Here is an 18361-nt window from a genome sequence, read left to right as displayed (position 1 = left end):
TTTTTATGTTCCCTGACGCGGCGCTTTGCGGCGGTGCGCACGCCTGCAAAGCTTCGAAGGCGAGATCTGATCCTGACCGGCAGCCCGGAACAATAACGATTCCACAGCATGCAGCCGGGAACCGTCAGGCAATAGTTTCAGGAAGTAGTAACAGTCAACAGTCAACAGTCAACAGTCAACTTCAACGATCAACGATCAACGATCAACGATCAGCTTAAAAGAAATCCATTTCATAGATTCAAACGCAATGAACAGGAGCAGTACAAGCGATACCTGGACCAAAAACGCGGGCGGACGCCGCCTGCGGGCAGAGAGCTGCGGGGCGGTGCGACGCAGCCGAAGGATGCTTGGAAACTCGCCTGGGAGCGGAACGGTGGAAAGCGGCGCCTGGCAGTGCGCTCTGCAAATGGAGCGTATAGGTTTGTTCGTCATTACACCGTTACGGGGATCCTCCGTCATCGGAACTTAAGCGGGCTGGAACCCGCGGGAACTTGAGTATGCCGCCGCCGAAGCATGCGGTCTGATTCGCCGCCGTGCAAAACGCTGCAACTCATGACGAGGGCGCGCGCCTGAACTTGGATCGGCGTCTCGCAACCTGTCTCCCTTACGGTTCCGGCAACAAGAGTGGTACCGCGGCAGTCTGCAGCAGCCTGTCGTCTCTTTCTAACGGAGAGACGACAGGCTTTTTTGCATTTTCAAACCCTACTAAATGGAGGTCACCATAATGACAGATACGAACAAACGGCATATTCAAATTTTCGATACGACGCTGCGCGACGGGGAGCAGTCTCCGGGCGCTTCCATCGATCCCGAGCGCAAAATCCTCATCGCCCGCCAGCTGGCGAAATTGGGTGTCGACGTCATCGAGCCCGGCTTTCCGGTATCGAGCAGCGGCGAGTTCGCCGCAGTGCAGCAAATTTCCAGAGAGCTGCAAAACGTTGAAATCGCCGGCTTCGCGCGCGCGGTCAAGGGCGACATCGATGCAGCCGTCCGGGCGACGCAGGATGCGGCAAGGCGGCGGCTGCACCTGTTCATTTCATCCTCGGACATCCATTTGAATTACCAGCTGCGCAAGTCGCGCGCCGATGTCATTCAGATTGCGAGGGAGATGGTCGCGTACGGCAAACAGTTCGTGAATGAAATCGAATTTTCGGCAATGGATTCGACCCGTTCGGACCGCGAGTTCGTCATTGAACTGGTTGAAGCCGTTATCGCCGAAGGGGCGACGATCATCAACCTGCCCGATACGCTCGGTTACGCGCTGCCCGGCGAAATTACGGAGCTGTTCACAGCGGTTCGGCAACAGGCGCGCGGCGGCGACAAGGTCCGCTACAGCGCCCACTGCCACAATGACCTGGGCATGGCGGTGGCCAACAGCATCGCGGCCGTTCAGGCCGGAGCGACGCAGATCGAAGTGACGGTCAACGGCATCGGCGAGCGTGCCGGCAACTGCTCGCTGGAGGAGCTGGCGATGGTGCTCGATACGCGCAAGGCGGCGCTGGAAGCGGAAACGCGCATCAACCCGGCCGAAATTTTCGAGACGTCGCGTCTCGTAAGCCGGATGATGCATTTTCCGATTGCATACAACAAGCCGGTTGTCGGCCGCAACGCGTTTCAGCACGAATCGGGCATCCATCAGGACGGGCTGCTGAAGAACCGCAGCACCTACGAAATTATGGACCCCGAAGCGATGGGCATTCCGCGCAGCATGATCGTGCTCGGCAAGCATTCCGGCCGCCACGCCATCAAGCATCGTTTGGCGGAGTTCGGGATCGAGCTCGATCCCGCGCAGCTGGAGGAAGTATATGGGGCGTTCAAGGATCAAGCCGACAAGCAAAAGATCGTCACGGACGATCAGCTCATCCGGATCGCCGGCGACAAAACCGACACCCAGCACGACCCTTACGTGCTGGTCGATTTGCAGGTGCTGGCCGGAACCCAGCGCTCCCGCGTCGCATCCATAACCGTAAGAAAGAGCGGCAGCGGGGAGCGGACATATACCGGATCGGGTAACGGGCCGCTCGAAGCGGTCATCAGCTGCATCCGGCAGGCGATTCCAGAGGCTGCGGAATTCGAGGATTTGGAGCTGCATTCGCTCTCCACAGGCGAAGATGCCCGCGGCGAAGCCGTCGTCACCGTTGTAAGGGACGGCCAACGGTATCGCGGCACGTCGATCCAGAGCGATATCGTACTGGCGGCGGCGGAAGCTTATGTGGCGGCGTGCAACCAATTAATATTAAGCGCGCGTAAAGGCACTGTGGATAAGGTTGTCCACAGTTGAGGCAAATGGTGTGGAAAAGCGGGTCAATTTCAGTCTTGGCGCGGATCCTCGTTGTGGAGAAAACGGGGATTCATTTTTCACAGGTGATCTGTGGGTAATGTGGATAACAGGGGATAAATGGCGAAATAAAATTTCAAAACCCTTGATTTTCATTAAAACCTAACTAAACAGCCATTTGAATCTCTGGAATGCTGTCAGAATTGACGCACAATTATCCCGAAGGTGTGGATAACATTGTGGACAGTTAATTGATAGCGGAAACTGGATTAACGGCGCGTTCAGACTGGCGCTCACAAGCCCGATCATGTGATTCGATCGTCATCATCCAGCGCACGCGGCCCGCGCTGAGAACTGCCGGCGTTGCGAAACTATGCCGAGCCCACCCGAGATGCCGTTACAAACGTCGTTAGCTGCTCCCCAGGATTGTTCCAATGGGATCATCCGAATATTGAAGAATTGAGGCTGTCTCATAAGTATTCACATGAATGAGCGAGTCTTAAATCGGAGGCAAAAGGACCTCCAATTTCACTGGCAAAGCGGAATTTGGAGGTCCTTTCCTCGCTTCACGGGATAAGCTTTCAAAACCTGCGAATGTGCAGGTATTATCGATCGAAATCCCATGTCTGGAGAGAAAACCTGCGATGGTGCAGGAATTCCCAGCTGCTATCGCCTGAACGAGAGATGGGGTCGACAAAAAAAAGCATTTTCGCAGGAATTTTAACGTAGTCGAAAAATAATAAAAAAATGGATGTACGAACGCATCTTTTTCAACAATCCCCCCTTCGTGCAGAGCGACAAAAACGAACGAACCGGCCAAGGTTAGCCCCTTGATCGGTTCGTTTTTCGCTTTTGAAGCTGAAGAGAATGATTGATACGACTAAAAACCTGCTTATGGGACAGCCCCGTTTTTTGTGCTTTTTTCAATTCCCAATTTTAGGTGGCGATCGGAAGATCAAACCCGCCCGCGCAGCGCCTCTTTTTTAGCTTTTCCCCGGTTCAAGCGGCAAGCGCGCTACTCGCGCAGCCGCGTCTACTGCCTTCACCTCATGAAAAAGAGAGCGGAGCGGATCATTTGATCTGGAGAAGCGAAGCGTTAGCTTTTGTCCCCGGATACAGAAAAATGGTGGTATCTAAGCGGAGAGGCTGACTTGTGACTGTGGAAGCGTCAGCGGTCGCCTTTGTGGACGGATTGTTACCCTGTAAGGGTTAAAATTCCCGACAATCCGGCCACAACAGCGATCGAAAGCACAAGTCAGCCTCGCAGCGGTCACCACACACAGTAATTCCGGCTACAACAGCGATCGGAAGATCAAATGAATCTGCGCAGCGTCCCTTTTTCACCTCCGCCTTATCGGTCTTCCTTCTTGCGGGGCAGCGAATACCAGAGCCCGTTCAGCCAGGCGAGCTCATCTTCCGCCAAAGGGGCGGCATGTGCGGCGTGCAGACTGTCGTCGAGCTGTTCCGGACGGCTGGCGCCGATGATGGCCGAAGTAATGCCCGGCTGCTGCGTCACCCAGCGGACGGCAGTCGTCGTCATGTTCAGCTCCCGCTCCTTGCACCAGCTGCCGTAAGCTTGAACGGCGTTAAACTGGGCTTCGTGCCAATAGCGCTCCTGATAAAAGCTTCCGGCGCGCTCAAGGCCGAAGCGGGTGCCGCTTTGGGCCTCATCACCCCATTGGTAACGGCCGGTAAGCAGGCCGCCGGCGAGCGGGTTGTAGCTGATGATGCCGATCCCTTCCTGGTCGGCCATCGGCACCAGTTCCTCCTCGATCATCCGGAACAGCAGGTTGTAGCGCGGCTGCACGCTTACGATCGGCTCCAAATCGCGGCGGTCGGCGATGCCGTTCGCCTTGGCGATTTGCCATGCCCGCCAATTGGACACGCCGATGTAGCGAACTTTGCCCTGCGTCACGAGATCGTCGAACGCACGCATCGTTTCCTCGACCGGCGTCTGCGGATCGAACATATGCGCCTGGTACAGATCGATATAATCCGTTTTCAACCGCCGCAGGCTGCCTTCGACGGCATCCATAATATGCTTGCGGCTCAATCCCCGGTCGTTCGCTCCCGGACCGACTTGGAGGTGGCATTTGGTCGCCAGCACGACCTGACTCCGTTTCCCCTGCAGCCACTGGCCGATAATTTCTTCCGTCTTTCCGGTTTGGCTCCATACCGCGCCAAGCGGATAACCGTCGGCGGTGTCGATGAACGTGACGCCGGCGTCGAGCGCTTTGTCCATAATGGCGAAAGAGGTTTCGTGGTCGGCTTGGACGCCAAACGTCATCGTCCCGAGACAGAGGCTGCTGACCTTTAGGCCCGTTTTTCCCAAATTCCTCGTTTCCATGCTAACATCTCCCTTGTCCGAAATAAGTACGTGTGCTCCTTGCGTTCATTCGTCACGATACGTAAACGTTGATGCCGAGCTGAAGATCGCTATTCTGGATGAAGAAACGGTTTGATGAATGCTAGTTTTTTCCTGTTCTATTATTATACCTGGTTCGGTTGGCCGCAAGTCAAATAAGCCTGCTTGGCAGGTGGTTCTGTTGAATGGAAGATCGAGACGGATCGCCGGATTTAAATCGGAAGTGCTGGTTCTGGGCGGAATGCCGGAAGAAGGCGACGTTATCCTGCTGAAGCCGGACGAGACTGTAGCAAACGGCACTCCGGTCGCTTGAGACTCTTGTCAAAAAAGAAGCCTTTCATCAAGCCGCGCGCGGCGGCGATGAAAGGCTTCTTCGGTTTGTCAAGGCCGCTCCAGCGGCTTCCCTCCCGGCCTTGAGGCCCAAGAAGGCGTGCCGGGAATCCCGGCCGTGCGGTTAAAGCGCCAACGTTATGGGCCGTTGGCGGATGCGTCCGGTATAAGCAGCCTGCTTAAAGCTGCTTGACCGCGCCATATATTGATCGCCCCGCATCGGTTGGCACCCGCGCCTTCCGAGCGTTCCCTTGTCTCTCTACAATAATCAATCCGGGGCGTGTCTTGCATGTCGCAAGTTCACGGTAACTGCGGATTGCCTTTTCATAAACGGTTCTGTGCGCCTTCGCCGCGTCGTGATGACGGCTTTTAGACGCTTTACCAAACGAATCGTTTGTAGTCCAACAAATGTGCTGCTATTCCAAAACAACGAAAGCCCTGCCTCTCTTCCGTCCTTGCGGCTCCGATGACCGCGCCAGTGCGAGTCGGAAATAATTCCATGTCATGGGAACAAGTGAAACCGGAGAAATCCGAAGATAAACGATGGATTTCATCAAGAGAAGGGAAAAAAAGGGGAAATCAACCTTGTTAGTATAGCACGACGGCATTAGACATGCAAGCAGCAATTGATTGTGGATAATGTGGACAAATGAAGGGCGAACGGGCGAACCGAAGGACCGTCTACGTAAAAACGGTGCAAAACGGCATCGGAAAGCCGGTTCGTGTCGGGAATTGTCGACTGAATTGTTCCACAATTTCAATCGAACTGTGGATAAAGCTGTGGAAAAAGTGGACGGCCGAAGCCGTCCATTACGCGAGCAGCTCCTCCCACGCATCGTAAGCGGTCTGCAGGGCGCCCTTGGCGGCGTCAAGCTCCGTTTGAATTTCCTGGACTTTGACATAATTGTTGTAAACGGCGGGATCCGTCAGCCGGCTTTCAAGCTCCGCCGTTTCGGCTTCCAAACGGGCGATGTCGGCTTCAAGCTGCTCCAGCTTGCGCTGCCGGTTGCGCTCATCCCGCTTCGCCTGCTTCTCGGCTTCATAGGAAGTGACCCCGGCCTGCTGCGGCTCGGCGGCAGCCGAAGCGTTTTTGGCCGCCGCTGCAGCCAGCGATTCGAGACGAAGTTCTTCGATTTCGCGCTTTTTTTCCACCATATCATCGTAATTTCCTAGGAAATGAAGCGTTCCTTCCGCTGTAAGCTCGACGATCCGCTCCGACATTTTGTTCAGGAAATAGCGGTCATGGGAAATAAAAAGCAGCGTGCCTTCAAATTCAAGCAGCGCCGACTCCAGCACTTCTTTGCTGAATAAGTCCAAATGGTTGGTCGGTTCGTCCAGAATGAGCACGTTCGCTTCCTTCAGCATTAGCTTCGCAAGCGATACGCGCGCTTTCTCGCCGCCGCTCAGCGCAGAGATCCGCTTTAGAACGTCCTCGCCGCTGAACAAAAAATTGCCGAGTACGGTGCGGATTCTCGCCTCTTCAATATGCGGGTATGCGCTCCAAACTTCTTCGAGCACCGTATTGGCCGCGTTCAGTCCGGTTTGCTCCTGGTCGTAATAGCCAAGCTGCACGTTGGAGCCCCAGTGGACCGTGCCTGCGGACAGCGGCTGCTGCCCGACGAGCGCTTTCAGCAGGGTGGACTTTCCGGTGCCGTTCGGACCGGTCAGCGCCACCATTTCTCCCCGCTCCAGACAGATCGAAACGTCTTGGAATAACGGCCGGTCGCGGCCCTCGAACGTGACGGATAAGCCGCTCGCGTCGAGCACGTCCTTGCCGGTCATCTTACCGATTTCAAAGCGGAAGCGAGCTTTTTTCAGCTCGCCTGCGGGGCGGTCGAGACGCTCCATCTTCTCCAGCATTTTACGGCGGCTTTGGGCCCGCTTCGTGGTGGAGGCGCGTACGATGTTGCGCTGGATGAACGCTTCGGTGCGCGCAATTTCGTCCTGCTGCTTCTCGAACTGCTTCAGATCGGCCTCGTATTCCGCTTCTTTCAATTCTAGGTAACGGGTATAATTGCCGGTGTAGCGTTTTGCGGCATGACGCTCGATTTCAATAATCGTTTGCGCGAGCGAATCAAGAAAATAACGGTCGTGGGAAACGACGAGAATCGCGCCGGAATAACCGCGGAGATAGTCTTCGAGCCAGGTCAGCGTCTCAATGTCCAAATAGTTGGTCGGTTCGTCGAGCATAAGCAGATCCGGCGCCTGCAGCAGGATGCGCGCGAGCGCCAGCCGCGTTTTCTGCCCGCCGCTTAATGTCGAGACAGGCGTTGCGGGATCAAAGCTGCCGAATCCCATCCCGTGCAGCACGCTCTTGATGCGCGTGTCCATCTCGAAGCCGCCGTGTTCGCGGAACCAGTCCGAGCGTCTCGCATAACGTTCCAGCGTTTCTTCGTAGCGGCGGGCGTCGCGCTGCAGCTCCGGATCGGCGATGTCCCGCTCCAGCGTCCGGAGCTCCCGTTCCGCATCTATTAAAGGGGCGAACACCGCCTGCATCTCCGACTCGATCGTGCCGTCCGACTGCAGGCCGCTGTTTTGCGCCAAGTAGCCGATCCGCGTTTCTTTGGCGCAATGAACCGTGCCGCTGTCGGCGGACAGTTCGCCCGCGATGATTTTGAGCAGCGTCGATTTGCCGGCGCCGTTGACGCCGACGAGTCCGATGCGCTCGCGCGGCTGAACCTGCAGCGAAATCCGCGACAGCACGGTGCTCACGCCGTAGCTTTTGGAAATATCGGAAACTTGCAAAAGCATGACTCTATATTCCTCCATTAACGTTGAATAATAAGTCTAGTTTACATGAAATAGCTCGATGAAGCGACTTGCTGTATGCCGGCAGCGGCACTGTTCCAAGAAGCTCTCAGTCCGAAGCTTCCGGGAGGCCGGGCGCGAAATTTATATCGGATCCGCTGCATAGGCGAATTGGCGGAATAACGGTTTCAATGGTACACTAGAAGCAAAATTAGCTAACAGTTGAATGACATGCAGCAGAAGCGTTCATAAAGGGTTGATCGATGATGGCAAAGGCAACTCCTGACGAAATTGCAGCGGCGAAGAAAGCGGAACGGTCCCGGCTTGCCGCAATCCGCAGCGGGATTGAGCCGCGGTCGCGCGCGCGGCAGTCGCATGCGGTGTGCGATTATGCGGCCGATTGGATCGCCCGCTCGGCGCTGCCGGAATTTATGGCATACGTTCCATTCCGGTCCGAGCTCGACACCCACTCGCTCATGCAGTGGGGGTGGGAAAACGGAATCGGCGTCATCATTCCGCGCTGCGACCCCTCTGCAAGACAGCTGACGCTTTACCGGATCCAGTCCCCCGACGATTTGGCGGCGGGAGCCTACGGCATTATGGAACCGGACCCATCCCGCTTGACGCCGCTTCCGAGACCGTACGTACCGGCGGTCATTTTGCTGCCGGGACTCGGGTTTGACGGCAAAGGCGGAAGACTCGGATATGGAGGGGGCTACTACGACCGTTTTTTGCAAGAATTGGATGCCGAATGCGCATCAAGGGGAATCGACCGTCCGCTTCGGTTCGGACTGGCTTACACGGAACAGATCGTCTCCGGCGTTCTGATGGAGGACCATGATGAACGGCTGGACGGAACGATTACGGAGCACGGTATTGAATTGGCGCGGCGGGAGTGAACATCATTGGATAAGGAAAGCGGCGCCCTGACACTGACCGCAAGGCGGATGCTCACTTTTCGATCTAAAGGAGAGACATAATGGAACTGACGCATTTCAATGAGCAGGGAAGAGCGAAGATGGTCGATGTTTCGGGGAAGGAAAGCACGGACCGGACAGCGGTAGCCTCTACGACGGTCAAGATGCATGAAGGTACGCTTGCACGCATTAAAGCGGGCGAGATCGCCAAGGGTGATGTGCTTGGAGTCGCCCAGATCGCCGGTATTATGGGAGCGAAAAAAACGTCGGACTGGATTCCGATGTGCCACCCGCTTGCGCTCAGCGGAGTCAATCTGACGTTCAGCGATAACGGGGCAGACGAGCTCTATATTGAAGCGACCGTTAAAATAACGGGGCGCACCGGTGTGGAGATGGAGGCGCTGACAGCCGTTTCGGCGGCCGCGTTGACCGTGTACGATATGTGCAAAGCGCTGCAGAAAGATATGGTGATCGGACCGACGAAGCTTGTTTCCAAAACCGGAGGCAAGAGCGGCGATTTCGGACCGGTCTGATTGTAGAAGCAGCAGATACCTGCGGGAAGCACCCGCCGGAGGAAAGTTAATGTTGCAGGGACGGGAGGAATCGATGATGCGGTGGAAGGTGGCAATTCTGACAGCGAGCGACAAAGGCTCCAAGGGGGAACGGGAAGATACAAGCGCTCAAGTCATTCGTGAATTGGTGGAAGAAGAGCTTGGAGGCGAAATTGTAGACTACCGCATCGTCCCCGACGAACAGGACGAAATTATGGCGGCCATGATTGAGATGACCGATTATTTTCAGGCGGATCTGGTGCTTACGACGGGCGGCACGGGTCTTGGGCCGAGAGATATTACGCCCGAGGCGACGCTCAAGGTTGTGGAACGGCTCGTTCCGGGCCTATCGGAGGCAATGCGGAGCGGGACGATGTCGAAGACGCGCCGGGCAATGCTATCCCGGGGCATCAGCGGCATCAGAGGGCGCACATTAATTATCAATTTGCCCGGCAACCCGAAGGGCGTCCATGAATGTCTGGTTGAAGTGATGGATCAGCTTCCGCACGCTCTTGGCATTATATCCGGACGGGAAGGAGAACACACATCATGACGGATGAAACGGCAAACAAACAAGCTCTGAGCGAATCCGGCGCAGGCTCGACGATATTGAAGGAGGTTCCGGTGGAGCAGGCTGTCGGCCTGCGGCTTGCGCACGATCTAACGCAAATTGTACCGGGGACGTTTAAAGGGCGGCTGTTCAAAAAAGGCCACGTCATTACGGAAGAGGATCTGCCCCGTCTTCTTGATATCGGCAAAGCGCATATCTATATTATGGAGCTGGGCGAAGGCGAGCTCCATGAGGACGAAGCTGCGCTGCGGATGGCGCTTGCACTGCAGGGCGAAGGGACGGTGCTGACGGAGCCGCACGAGGGCAAAGTCGGACTGAAGTCCGAGCTGCTGGGCATAGCCCGCGTCGACCCGGAGTATGTAGCGGCGGTCAACGCACTGGGCGAAGTCGCGCTGGCGACGGTGAAGACGAACGTGGTCGTCAAGCCGGGCCAGCAGCTTGCGGCGACGCGCGCCATCCCGCTTGTTGTGCCCGCCTCCAAAGTCGAAGAAGTGGAGCGGCTTGCACGCGAATACCGCGAGCGCAGCGGCGGTTCCGGGCCGGTTGCGGTGCAACCTTTTTCACGGTTCCGGGTGGGGCTGCTGACGACGGGCGGCGAGGTGTACACCGGGCGGATTGTCGACAAGTTCGGTCCGGTCGTCCGTGCGAAGCTGGAAGCGTTCGGATCGGAAGTGGCGGAACAGCGTTACGTCCCGGACGACAAGGAGAAGATCGTCGAAGAAATCGCTTCCATGCGTCAAGCGGGTTATGATATGATACTGGTAACGGGCGGGATGTCCGTCGACCCCGACGACCGGACGCCGGGAGCGATCAAAGCTGCCGGAGCCGACATCGTCAGCTACGGCACGCCGATGCTGCCGGGCTCGATGCTGCTGATGGGTTATCTGGATGGCGTGCCTATTATGGGTTTGCCGGGATGTGTCATGCATGACCCGTATACGTCGTTTGACGTGCTGCTCCCGCGCATCCTTGCGGGGGACCGGATCGTGAAGGAAGATATTACGACGCTCGGCTACGGAGGCTTGCATAACTGCTGACGTTTTGGGCGCGGCAGGCCTTCATCATCCACGTTTGAGGAGGGGACTCCATGTTTGGCGGAATTGGCGCGACTGGTTTTTTGCTGCTGGCAATCATTGCGCTTTTGCTCTTTGGGCCGAATAAGCTGCCCGAGCTGGGGCGGGCGTTCGGCCGCACGCTGCGGGAGTTTAAAGCGGGCACACGCGACTTGATAGAGGACGATTCGGGCAAAAGCAATGCATCGCAGGTAGATGTCACCCGCGCGGACGAACAAGACAACAAACGGCTTCCGGATTGACGGAAGCCTGTTTTTTTTTCCGGCCCAGATGGTGATTGACAAGCAAGGAGGGGTAGACGATGACGGACAGTATGCGAGCGGAAAGCGAAGCGGAAGCGGCGCGCGCCCGCATTCGCGAAGAAGGGCTGATGCCGCTGTTTGAGCATTTGGGGGAGCTGCGCAAGCGGATCATTGCGGTGCTCGTTGTGCTCGCGCTCGGCCTTGTTGCCGGTTTGATTTGCGCCGATCCGGTATACCGCTACTTGATGGAGCAGCCGCCCGTGAACGAAATGGCGCTTCATGCTTTTTCGCTATGGGACGGCATCGGGATCTACATGAAATTCGCTTTTGTCATCGCGCTTATTCCTGTCGTTCCATTCGCTTTCTACCAGCTGTGGTCGTTCGTAAAGCCGGCGTTGAAGCCGCAAGAGCAGCGGGCCGCGCTTCGTTATGTGCCCTACGCCGTCGTTATGTTTCTGATCGGGCTTTCATTTTCGTATTTTATCGTGCTGCCGATGGCATTCTCCTTCACGACGAAAGTGTCGCGGCATCTCGGGCTCGAAGAAACGTACGGGATTACGCAGTATTTCACGTTTATGTTCAACATCATCATTCCGATTTCGCTGCTGTTTGAGCTTCCGCTTCTCATTATGTTTCTGACGATGCTGCGCATCGTAACGCCGGCCACGCTGCGCAAAATGCGCCGCGTCGCCTACTTTATTATGATTGTGATCGGAGTTACGATTACGCCGCCGGACGTCGTTTCGGATATTTTGGTGTCCATTCCGCTGGTGGTGCTGTATGAAGTGAGCGTGTTTTTGTCCGCCCGGATATACCGCCGCCAGCAGCGGGCGGACGCCCGCTTCGAGGAAGACTACGGCGTACAGCGAATTTAACGACAGCTGAACATTGAATAATGCTTGTATTACCTGCCGTAATATCCGCTGCAGCTCTGTCTGCGGCGGTTTTTTTTGAGATTATAGACTTATAAAATTACGGGGTGAGGGTAGTCTTCCGCCTCGTTTTTGTTTTGTTTTTCGTTATAGGACAATCTTGACGTTGGGGGAATCTTCGAGCAGTGGACGGCAGCGAACGACTTATGAAACTGGCTAAAGAATCGTAAAACCGTTATTTCAGGAATAATTAGACTTCTTGAGCGATAACGAACCCTACCATCATTATTGCATCAAAAAACAAACCAACCGAGTCGATAGGAATAGAATAGTGACTCTACGATTCGTTAGAGCTTGGAACAGGTTCAATCTGTACAAATAACGATGACTCAGTTCGTAAGCCATACGAGGCTGGTTTGTGATCCGCAGATGTTCAGCCAAGGGGGATGGTTGAACAGCGCATGAACTTTTTGACCGGCATGGGTCGCTCATCATTAAATGACTCCGACAGGAGTTTTCCTCAGCTTTTTCACCTTCTGTCATGCCTCCGTTTCTCGCAATCCGTCATTTAACCTAAACCACCTGCATAGTCAATATATAAAAGTGACTGAAATTTGATAAAAAAATGAAAATTATGTGACATAAAATTCGTAAATGTGGTATATTCTAATTAAGAAAGCCCTTACATTAAACCGAATAGGATGTGATAGACGTGAGCAAAATGGTGTCGATGAAAAAGCCGGATCTGGACAAACATGATGTCAAACGTCTCTTTACTTTTATGAATTTTGCGGCATGGGCATGTCTGGTGACCGGGGTGGTATTGTGCTTGTGGAGGTTGAGCCACTTCAGCGACGAAAATCTGAGCCTGATGGTCGGCATCGGTTTTCTGATCGGCAGCGTCTTTATTTACACCGCCGGCGCCTCCATTTATTTGGTGCACCGGGAAGAGGAGAAAGAGCGGGACGCGGACCGGACGGATGATCTGTAACGGTCGCTGCGCCGCAGCCGTATTAATGAAGCTGTAAGACGATGGCCGCAAACCGCGCTTGGCCCGGTTTGCGGCCATCGTCTTTTTTGGGCGGCGCCCCGCATCATTCCTAGGATAGGCGAACCCGCTTGGGAGCCAGGTGAGGCGGCGCTAACAAGGGCCGTTCGCGCAGAGAAGCAAAAATTTCGTAAATTGCACCGATTTTAAGCCGAACCACTTGAAATCATTCCCTAAGTTGAGTATGATTAAAAATGTTATTAGCACTAAGCTCTCACGAGTGCTAACAATCATCAAATTGCGACAAATTCAATTTAAGGAGGCTATTTTTCATGATCAGACCTTTGGGTGAACGCGTATTGATCGAACCGATCGCGAAAGAAGAAACGACCGCCAGCGGTATCGTACTGCCGGACACGGCGAAAGAAAAGCCGCAAGAAGGCAAAGTGGTAGCTGTCGGAAGTGGAACACTGAAAGACGGCGTTCGCGTTGCTCTGGAAGTGAAAGAAGGCGACCGCGTTCTGTTCTCCAAATATGCGGGCACGGAAATCAAATACGAAGGCAAAGAGTATTTGATTATGAAAGAAAGCGACATTCACGCGATTTTCGGTTAAGACAAGCCGGAGATCCCCACATACAGGGCAACAAGCGCAAGGAAGAATTACTTACGGCTTATAAGCCCACACCCAACACATTACCCGGGAGGTAACTGACGATGGCAAAAGAAATCAAGTTCAGCGAAGAAGCCCGCCGCGGCATGCTGCGCGGAGTTGACGCTCTTGCAAATACGGTTAAAGTAACGCTCGGTCCGAAAGGCCGCAACGTTGTACTGGAGAAAAAATTCGGAAGCCCGCTCATCACGAATGACGGCGTTTCCATCGCCAAAGAAATCGAGCTCGAAGATGCGTTCGAAAACGCCGGCGCGCAGCTGGTTAAAGAAGTTGCGACCAAAACGAACGACGTTGCGGGCGACGGCACGACGACGGCAACCGTTCTGGCGCAAGCGATCATCCGCGAAGGCCTGAAAAACGTAACAGCCGGCGCTAACCCGGTTGTCATCCGCAAAGGCATCGAAAAAGCGGTTAGAGCCGCTGTTGAGGAGCTGAAAGCAATCTCCAAGCCGATCGCAGGCAAACAGTCGATCGCACAGGTTGCGGCAATCTCCTCCGGTGACGAAGAAGTCGGCCAACTGATCGCGGAAGCGATGGAAAAAGTGGGCAACGACGGCGTCATTACCGTTGAAGAATCCAAAGGTTTCGCTACGGAGCTGGAAGTGGTTGAAGGCATGCAGTTCGACCGCGGCTACACTTCCCCTTACATGGTTACGAATACCGACAAGATGGAAGCGATTCTTGACGAGCCGTACATCTTGATCACTGACAAAAAAATTACGAACATTCAAGAGATCCTTCCGGTTCTCGAGAAAGTCGTTCAATCCGGCAAGCAGCTGCTGATTATCGCGGAAGACGTGGAAGGCGAAGCGCAAGCTACCTTGATCGTCAACCGTCTTCGCGGCACGTTCACTTGCGTGGCCGTTAAAGCTCCTGGCTTTGGCGACCGCCGCAAAGCGATGCTGGGCGATATCGCCGCTCTGACCGGCGGCCAAGTCATTACGGAAGAGCTCGGTCTCGACCTGAAATCGACGACTCCGGAGCAGCTCGGTTCCGCGCGCCAAGTTCGTGTAACGAAAGAAAACACGATCATCGTCGACGGCAAAGGCAACCCGGCCGACATCCAATCCCGCGTCACCCAAATCCGTTCGCAGCTGGAAGAAACAACTTCCGACTTCGACCGCGAGAAACTGCAAGAGCGTCTGGCTAAACTGGCCGGCGGCGTAGCGGTAATCAAAGTCGGCGCTGCAACCGAAACCGAACTGAAAGAGCGCAAGCTGCGCATCGAAGACGCCCTGAACTCCACCCGCGCTGCGGTTGAAGAAGGTATCGTTTCCGGCGGCGGTACGGCACTCGTGAACGTATACAACAAAGTAGCGGCACTTGAAGTTAGCGGCGAAGAAAAAACCGGCGTTAACATCATCCTGCGCGCTCTGGAAGAGCCGGTTCGCACGATCGCTGCGAACGCTGGCGTTGAAGGCTCCATCATCGTGGAACGCTTGAAAAAAGAAGAGCTCGGCATCGGCTACAACGCCGCTACCGGCGACTGGGTGAACATGATCGATGCAGGTATCGTTGACCCGACCAAAGTAACGCGCTCCGCGCTGCAAAACGCGGCTTCCGTAGCGGCAGTCGTTCTGACGACCGAAGCGGTTGTCGTTGACAAACCTGAAAAAGACAAACCGGCTATGCCAGACATGGGCGGAATGGGCGGAATGGGCGGAATGATGTAATCGCCCCTCCAAAACCTTGATATACAAGCAAAACGGGACCTTTCGGGGTCCCGTTTTTGTATAAAGGTCAAGAAAAAGTCACATTTCTTGCAGATTGGTGCCCTTCAGGATGTCTGAGCTCTCAAGGGGCTCATTTGTTCGATAAACTTGAATTAACCTATAAGTTTGCCATAGGTTCTATTTGGAATTAAAAGCTTGCCATTAGTCGGCAAGCTTTATTGATTTAAAGGTTGTTGCCAACGAATATCATTCGTTGAGTTACCGGGCAGGATGGTTTAAGCTTCCTCCGTAATCACACATTCTAACTTCCATGGGTAAGCTGATTAAGCTGTTGAATCAATTGCTTGCGTGAGTCAATAGGTATTCCTTCAAATATTTTTTCTGCAGCTTGTTCCATTACAATTCGTGCTTGTTCTATGATAGGGAGTGCTTCATCAGTCAATTTCACAAGCGTTGCCCGACGATCAGTTGGATCTGCCGTCCGCACAAGTAAATTTTGTCCCTCTAACGTATCTACATATTGTGTCACGACCCGAGCTTCGACCCCCAGATTTTTTGCTAAATCACTCATACGAATGCTGCCATATTGTGAAACATCCAAAAGGACTCGCAAACGTGGTCCAGTTAAGTATGATGGCAATCCCAAAGTCGATAATAGCCTCTCAAACTCACGATGAACTTGGTGAGTGGTCTTAATTAAGGTTTGTAATACAAAGGCGGCTGAAGCAGGATTAGCCGGAAATGGAAATTCTGAATTGCCCATACATATTCTCCTTGACATTTTTTAACTTACTGATCATAATCACTATATAAATATCAATAATTGATATGGTCATTATAATCAAGTTCTGTATCTGTAGTGTACCCTAATCAGGAAAAGGTGGCAAACAAATCTGTCGGTAAGGAGAGAATGAGATGAATCGATTTTTTTTTATGCATGTCAGAAGAATTAATAGTTTTGGATGAACTGAAAACGAAGTACAAACTCCTGTCTCACTTAGAAGTTTTAAATCCTGTATGTATTGCGAACGATCCCTTCATGCCAAACCGCCTCTATTGCGGAACCGATGGGCATGGCTTATGGATGAGTGATGACGGTGGCGACAGTTGGAAAAGGATTGGAGAAGACATTCCCGAATCAATCTTTACTTCTGTGTTTGTTAGCCCGACCCGAAAAAACGGAGATTATGGAACGGTCTACGCAGGAACTGATCGAAGTGCTTTGTTTTATTCCATCGATGCCGGCCAAAGTTGGAGTGAATGGGAAGAGATCAAAGCCTTGCCTTCTTATTCGAGATGGTCTTTCCCGCCAAATCCCCAAACCCATAATGTTCGTATGATTGCTGAAGATTCGTCGAATGGAAATATATATGCTTCCATCGAGGCAGGGGCAGTGATTAGAACTCAAAACGGAGGCGAACACTGGCTGGATACAAAAGAAGGAAACCCTTTAGACGCCCATATACTATTAACTCATCCAAAGGCACCTAATCGAATCTATGCAGCGTGTAGTGACGGTGTAGATCAACCAGGCAGAAGCGTGTTACTGAGTCACGATGGCGGCGAGACGTGGGTACATTTTAGCGATGGATTAGAACATCGTTATATGCTTAGTATGGTGGTCAGCAAGGATGACCCGGACATGATGCTCGTTTCTGCTTCTGCCGGAGCGATAAATGCTTATGACCCTTCCGTTGCTGAATCTTATATCTATCGTAAAGAAAAGGATCAGCCATGGAAAAAGGTCGAACAGGGCTTGCCCGTTGCGAAAGGTACAATGATTTCCAATTTAGCAGCGGACCCGAATGATTATAATACTTTCTATGCGTTGAATAATCGAGGTCTTTTTCGGTCTTCGGATAGAGGAAAAACTTGGCATGCATTGTCTGTCGATTGGGACAAAAGGCATTTACAACATGCCCCACAAAGAAGACATCGCAGCGCTTTATTAGTTATGGATTGGAAAGGAGAATTATAATGAACCGGCTCAATGGAAAAGTAGCACTGGTTACCGGGGGAAGCAGAGGGATCGGCCGAGGGATCGCTTTACGGCTCGCAAGAGAAGGTGCATTAATTGCCGTTCACTATGGAAGCGGGCAGGATGCCGCAGAAGATGTGGTGAAAACGATAAAAGCGAACGGGGGTGAAGCATTTTCAATTGGTGCGAATCTTAACACAGCCGCCGGTGTCAATCAACTCATCCAATTACTTGATAAGGAACTAATGCTTCGAACCGGTGAAATCCACTTTGACATTCTGGTCAATAATGCTGGTATCGGAATACCGGAATCTTTTGAAGAAACGACGGAAAGCGCATTTGATGAAATATTTGCAGTGAATGTCAAAGCACCGTTCTTTTTAGTACAAAAGTCGCTCTCCCGCTTGCGTAATGAAGGGCGTATCGTCAATATTTCTTCGGGTGTTACAAGGGTTGCTTATCCACCGATTATGGCTTACAACTTAACCAAAGGAGCAATCAATACCTTCACGCTCCATCTTGCAAAATTACTTGGTCCTCGAGGAATCACGGTAAATGCGGTTTTACCCGGCATGGTTAGAACCGACATGAATGCGGACTTTCTTGATTCTCCTGAAGCACAAAAACTACTCGCTGACATGGTCGCTCTTGGCCGAATGGGTGAACCCTCCGATATTGCCGATGTTGTTGCGTTCCTTGCATCCCAAGACGGCCGTTTCGTCACAGCCCAATTACTTGATGTTACGGGAGGATCTCATTTATAGTGGTTCACCCCGAGATAACATCGAACATAGAAACTTTCTGTTTCCCTTATGAAATTTGAAAAGATGGTTCTTACAAGCAAATTACGAATTCCGGACCAAACCATCGCGTTAATCTTTGGGATCGTCCCGAGTCGCCGCTGTTTGTGGAAAGGAAACGGTTATGGCCATTTGAGAAGTCCTTGTATTCAAGGGCTTTTGTTTTGGAAGCATAAGCTTGCCATATAATTGAGAGGGTGTGCAATTGATCGACATGAGGTGAAAAAGAGGTTTCTTGCGAGTTCATCAACTTGCGGGAAGCCTCTATTTTGCTGTAAATAGTGCACCTTTTTCAGATGAAAAT

Annotated in this window: 15 protein-coding genes and 1 pseudogene; 13 read left to right on the top strand and 3 right to left on the bottom strand. The window is 53.2% G+C overall.

From position 1 onward, the window contains the following. The first annotated feature begins 724 nt into the window (after positions 1-724). Positions 725-2281 (top strand): 2-isopropylmalate synthase, encoded by a 1557-nt coding sequence (locus tag VN24_RS04010; RefSeq protein WP_045669363.1) that lies wholly within the window; start codon positions 725-727, stop codon positions 2279-2281. A 1348-nt stretch (positions 2282-3629) separates the two neighbouring features. Here VN24_RS04010 and VN24_RS04005 read toward each other — a convergent pair. Further along, positions 3630-4625, bottom strand: a complete 996-nt coding sequence (locus VN24_RS04005; protein ID WP_045669362.1) for an aldo/keto reductase — start codon at positions 4623-4625, stop codon at positions 3630-3632. 208 nt (positions 4626-4833) lie between these two features. On the opposite strand from VN24_RS04005, the pseudogene VN24_RS04000 reads away from it, so the two are divergent. Further along, positions 4834-4956 (top strand): annotated as a pseudogene (locus tag VN24_RS04000) (tRNA-binding protein); the annotation flags it as partial. Between the two features lie 827 nt (positions 4957-5783). On the opposite strand, the gene VN24_RS03995 reads toward VN24_RS04000, so the two are convergent. After that, the gene (locus VN24_RS03995) at positions 5784-7724 is read right to left on the bottom strand and encodes an ABC-F family ATP-binding cassette domain-containing protein (protein WP_045669360.1); all 1941 of its coding nucleotides are present in this window, start codon (positions 7722-7724) and stop codon (positions 5784-5786) included. Positions 7725-7984: 260 nt separating this feature from the next. Here VN24_RS03995 and VN24_RS03990 point away from each other — a divergent pair, with 260 nt between their 5' ends. The 9 genes from VN24_RS03990 (at position 7985) to groL (ending at position 15279) form a co-directional block, all read left to right on the top strand. Beyond that, the gene (locus VN24_RS03990) at positions 7985-8620 is read left to right on the top strand and encodes a 5-formyltetrahydrofolate cyclo-ligase (RefSeq protein WP_082083607.1); all 636 of its coding nucleotides are present in this window, start codon (positions 7985-7987) and stop codon (positions 8618-8620) included. An 80-nt stretch (positions 8621-8700) separates the two neighbouring features. Then, positions 8701-9171, top strand: coding sequence for a cyclic pyranopterin monophosphate synthase MoaC (gene moaC / locus VN24_RS03985; protein ID WP_045669358.1), 471 nt, complete (start codon positions 8701-8703; stop codon positions 9169-9171). Positions 9172-9247: 76 nt separating this feature from the next. Continuing rightward, on the top strand, positions 9248-9742 hold the full coding sequence (locus tag VN24_RS03980; RefSeq protein WP_045672945.1) for a MogA/MoaB family molybdenum cofactor biosynthesis protein: 495 nt from the start codon (positions 9248-9250) through the stop codon (positions 9740-9742). Further along, the gene (locus tag VN24_RS03975) at positions 9739-10797 is read left to right on the top strand and encodes a molybdopterin-binding protein (protein ID WP_045669357.1); all 1059 of its coding nucleotides are present in this window, start codon (positions 9739-9741) and stop codon (positions 10795-10797) included. Before VN24_RS03980 ends, VN24_RS03975 begins: the two co-directional genes overlap by 4 nt. A 50-nt stretch (positions 10798-10847) precedes the next feature. After that, positions 10848-11075 (top strand): twin-arginine translocase TatA/TatE family subunit, encoded by a 228-nt coding sequence (gene tatA, locus VN24_RS03970; RefSeq protein WP_045669356.1) that lies wholly within the window; start codon positions 10848-10850, stop codon positions 11073-11075. Positions 11076-11134: 59 nt separating this feature from the next. Beyond that, on the top strand, positions 11135-11950 hold the full coding sequence (gene tatC / locus VN24_RS03965) for a twin-arginine translocase subunit TatC (protein WP_052702770.1): 816 nt from the start codon (positions 11135-11137) through the stop codon (positions 11948-11950). Positions 11951-12659: 709 nt separating this feature from the next. Beyond that, on the top strand, positions 12660-12938 hold the full coding sequence (locus VN24_RS03960) for a death domain-containing protein (protein ID WP_420798599.1): 279 nt from the start codon (positions 12660-12662) through the stop codon (positions 12936-12938). A 329-nt stretch (positions 12939-13267) separates the two neighbouring features. After that, positions 13268-13549, top strand: a complete 282-nt coding sequence (gene groES, locus VN24_RS03955; protein ID WP_045669355.1) for a co-chaperone GroES — start codon at positions 13268-13270, stop codon at positions 13547-13549. Positions 13550-13650: 101 nt separating this feature from the next. Continuing rightward, positions 13651-15279 carry a chaperonin GroEL gene (gene groL / locus VN24_RS03950; protein ID WP_045669354.1) on the top strand — a complete coding sequence of 543 codons (1629 nt, stop codon included), beginning with the start codon at positions 13651-13653 and terminating at the stop codon, positions 15277-15279. A gap of 301 nt (positions 15280-15580) precedes the next feature. Here the strand turns inward: groL and VN24_RS03945 are convergent, their stop codons facing one another. Next, on the bottom strand, positions 15581-16042 hold the full coding sequence (locus VN24_RS03945; RefSeq protein ID WP_045669353.1) for a MarR family winged helix-turn-helix transcriptional regulator: 462 nt from the start codon (positions 16040-16042) through the stop codon (positions 15581-15583). Between the two features lie 195 nt (positions 16043-16237). On the opposite strand from VN24_RS03945, the gene VN24_RS03940 reads away from it, so the two are divergent. Continuing rightward, complete coding sequence (locus tag VN24_RS03940; protein ID WP_238590821.1) at positions 16238-17257, top strand: WD40/YVTN/BNR-like repeat-containing protein; 1020 nt, start codon at positions 16238-16240, stop codon at positions 17255-17257. After that, on the top strand, positions 17257-18021 hold the full coding sequence (locus VN24_RS03935) for an SDR family oxidoreductase (RefSeq protein WP_045669351.1): 765 nt from the start codon (positions 17257-17259) through the stop codon (positions 18019-18021). The genes VN24_RS03940 and VN24_RS03935 overlap by 1 nt, the downstream gene beginning before the upstream one ends. Positions 18022-18361 lie beyond the last annotated feature (340 nt).

The organism is Paenibacillus beijingensis (assembly GCF_000961095.1).
GTDB lineage: Bacteria > Bacillota > Bacilli > Paenibacillales > Paenibacillaceae > Paenibacillus_O > Paenibacillus_O beijingensis.
The sequence above is the reverse complement of the archived record's forward strand: the minus strand, read 5'-3'. Positions and strand labels throughout refer to the sequence as shown.

What these genes read in the sequence shown, in the direction of transcription:
- VN24_RS03945 (WP_045669353.1), bottom strand. Translation starts at nt 16,042, where the DNA reads ATGGGCAATTCAGAATTTCCATTTCCGGCTAATCCTGCTTCAGCCGCC.
- groL (WP_045669354.1), top strand. Translation starts at nt 13,651, where the DNA reads ATGGCAAAAGAAATCAAGTTCAGCGAAGAAGCCCGCCGCGGCATGCTG.
- moaC (WP_045669358.1), top strand. Translation starts at nt 8,701, where the DNA reads ATGGAACTGACGCATTTCAATGAGCAGGGAAGAGCGAAGATGGTCGAT.
- tatA (WP_045669356.1), top strand. Translation starts at nt 10,848, where the DNA reads ATGTTTGGCGGAATTGGCGCGACTGGTTTTTTGCTGCTGGCAATCATT.
- tatC (WP_052702770.1), top strand. Translation starts at nt 11,135, where the DNA reads ATGACGGACAGTATGCGAGCGGAAAGCGAAGCGGAAGCGGCGCGCGCC.
- VN24_RS03980 (WP_045672945.1), top strand. Translation starts at nt 9,248, where the DNA reads ATGCGGTGGAAGGTGGCAATTCTGACAGCGAGCGACAAAGGCTCCAAG.
- VN24_RS03935 (WP_045669351.1), top strand. Translation starts at nt 17,257, where the DNA reads ATGAACCGGCTCAATGGAAAAGTAGCACTGGTTACCGGGGGAAGCAGA.
- VN24_RS03975 (WP_045669357.1), top strand. Translation starts at nt 9,739, where the DNA reads ATGACGGATGAAACGGCAAACAAACAAGCTCTGAGCGAATCCGGCGCA.
- VN24_RS04005 (WP_045669362.1), bottom strand. Translation starts at nt 4,625, where the DNA reads ATGGAAACGAGGAATTTGGGAAAAACGGGCCTAAAGGTCAGCAGCCTC.
- VN24_RS03995 (WP_045669360.1), bottom strand. Translation starts at nt 7,724, where the DNA reads ATGCTTTTGCAAGTTTCCGATATTTCCAAAAGCTACGGCGTGAGCACC.
- VN24_RS04010 (WP_045669363.1), top strand. Translation starts at nt 725, where the DNA reads ATGACAGATACGAACAAACGGCATATTCAAATTTTCGATACGACGCTG.
- VN24_RS03990 (WP_082083607.1), top strand. Translation starts at nt 7,985, where the DNA reads ATGATGGCAAAGGCAACTCCTGACGAAATTGCAGCGGCGAAGAAAGCG.
- groES (WP_045669355.1), top strand. Translation starts at nt 13,268, where the DNA reads ATGATCAGACCTTTGGGTGAACGCGTATTGATCGAACCGATCGCGAAA.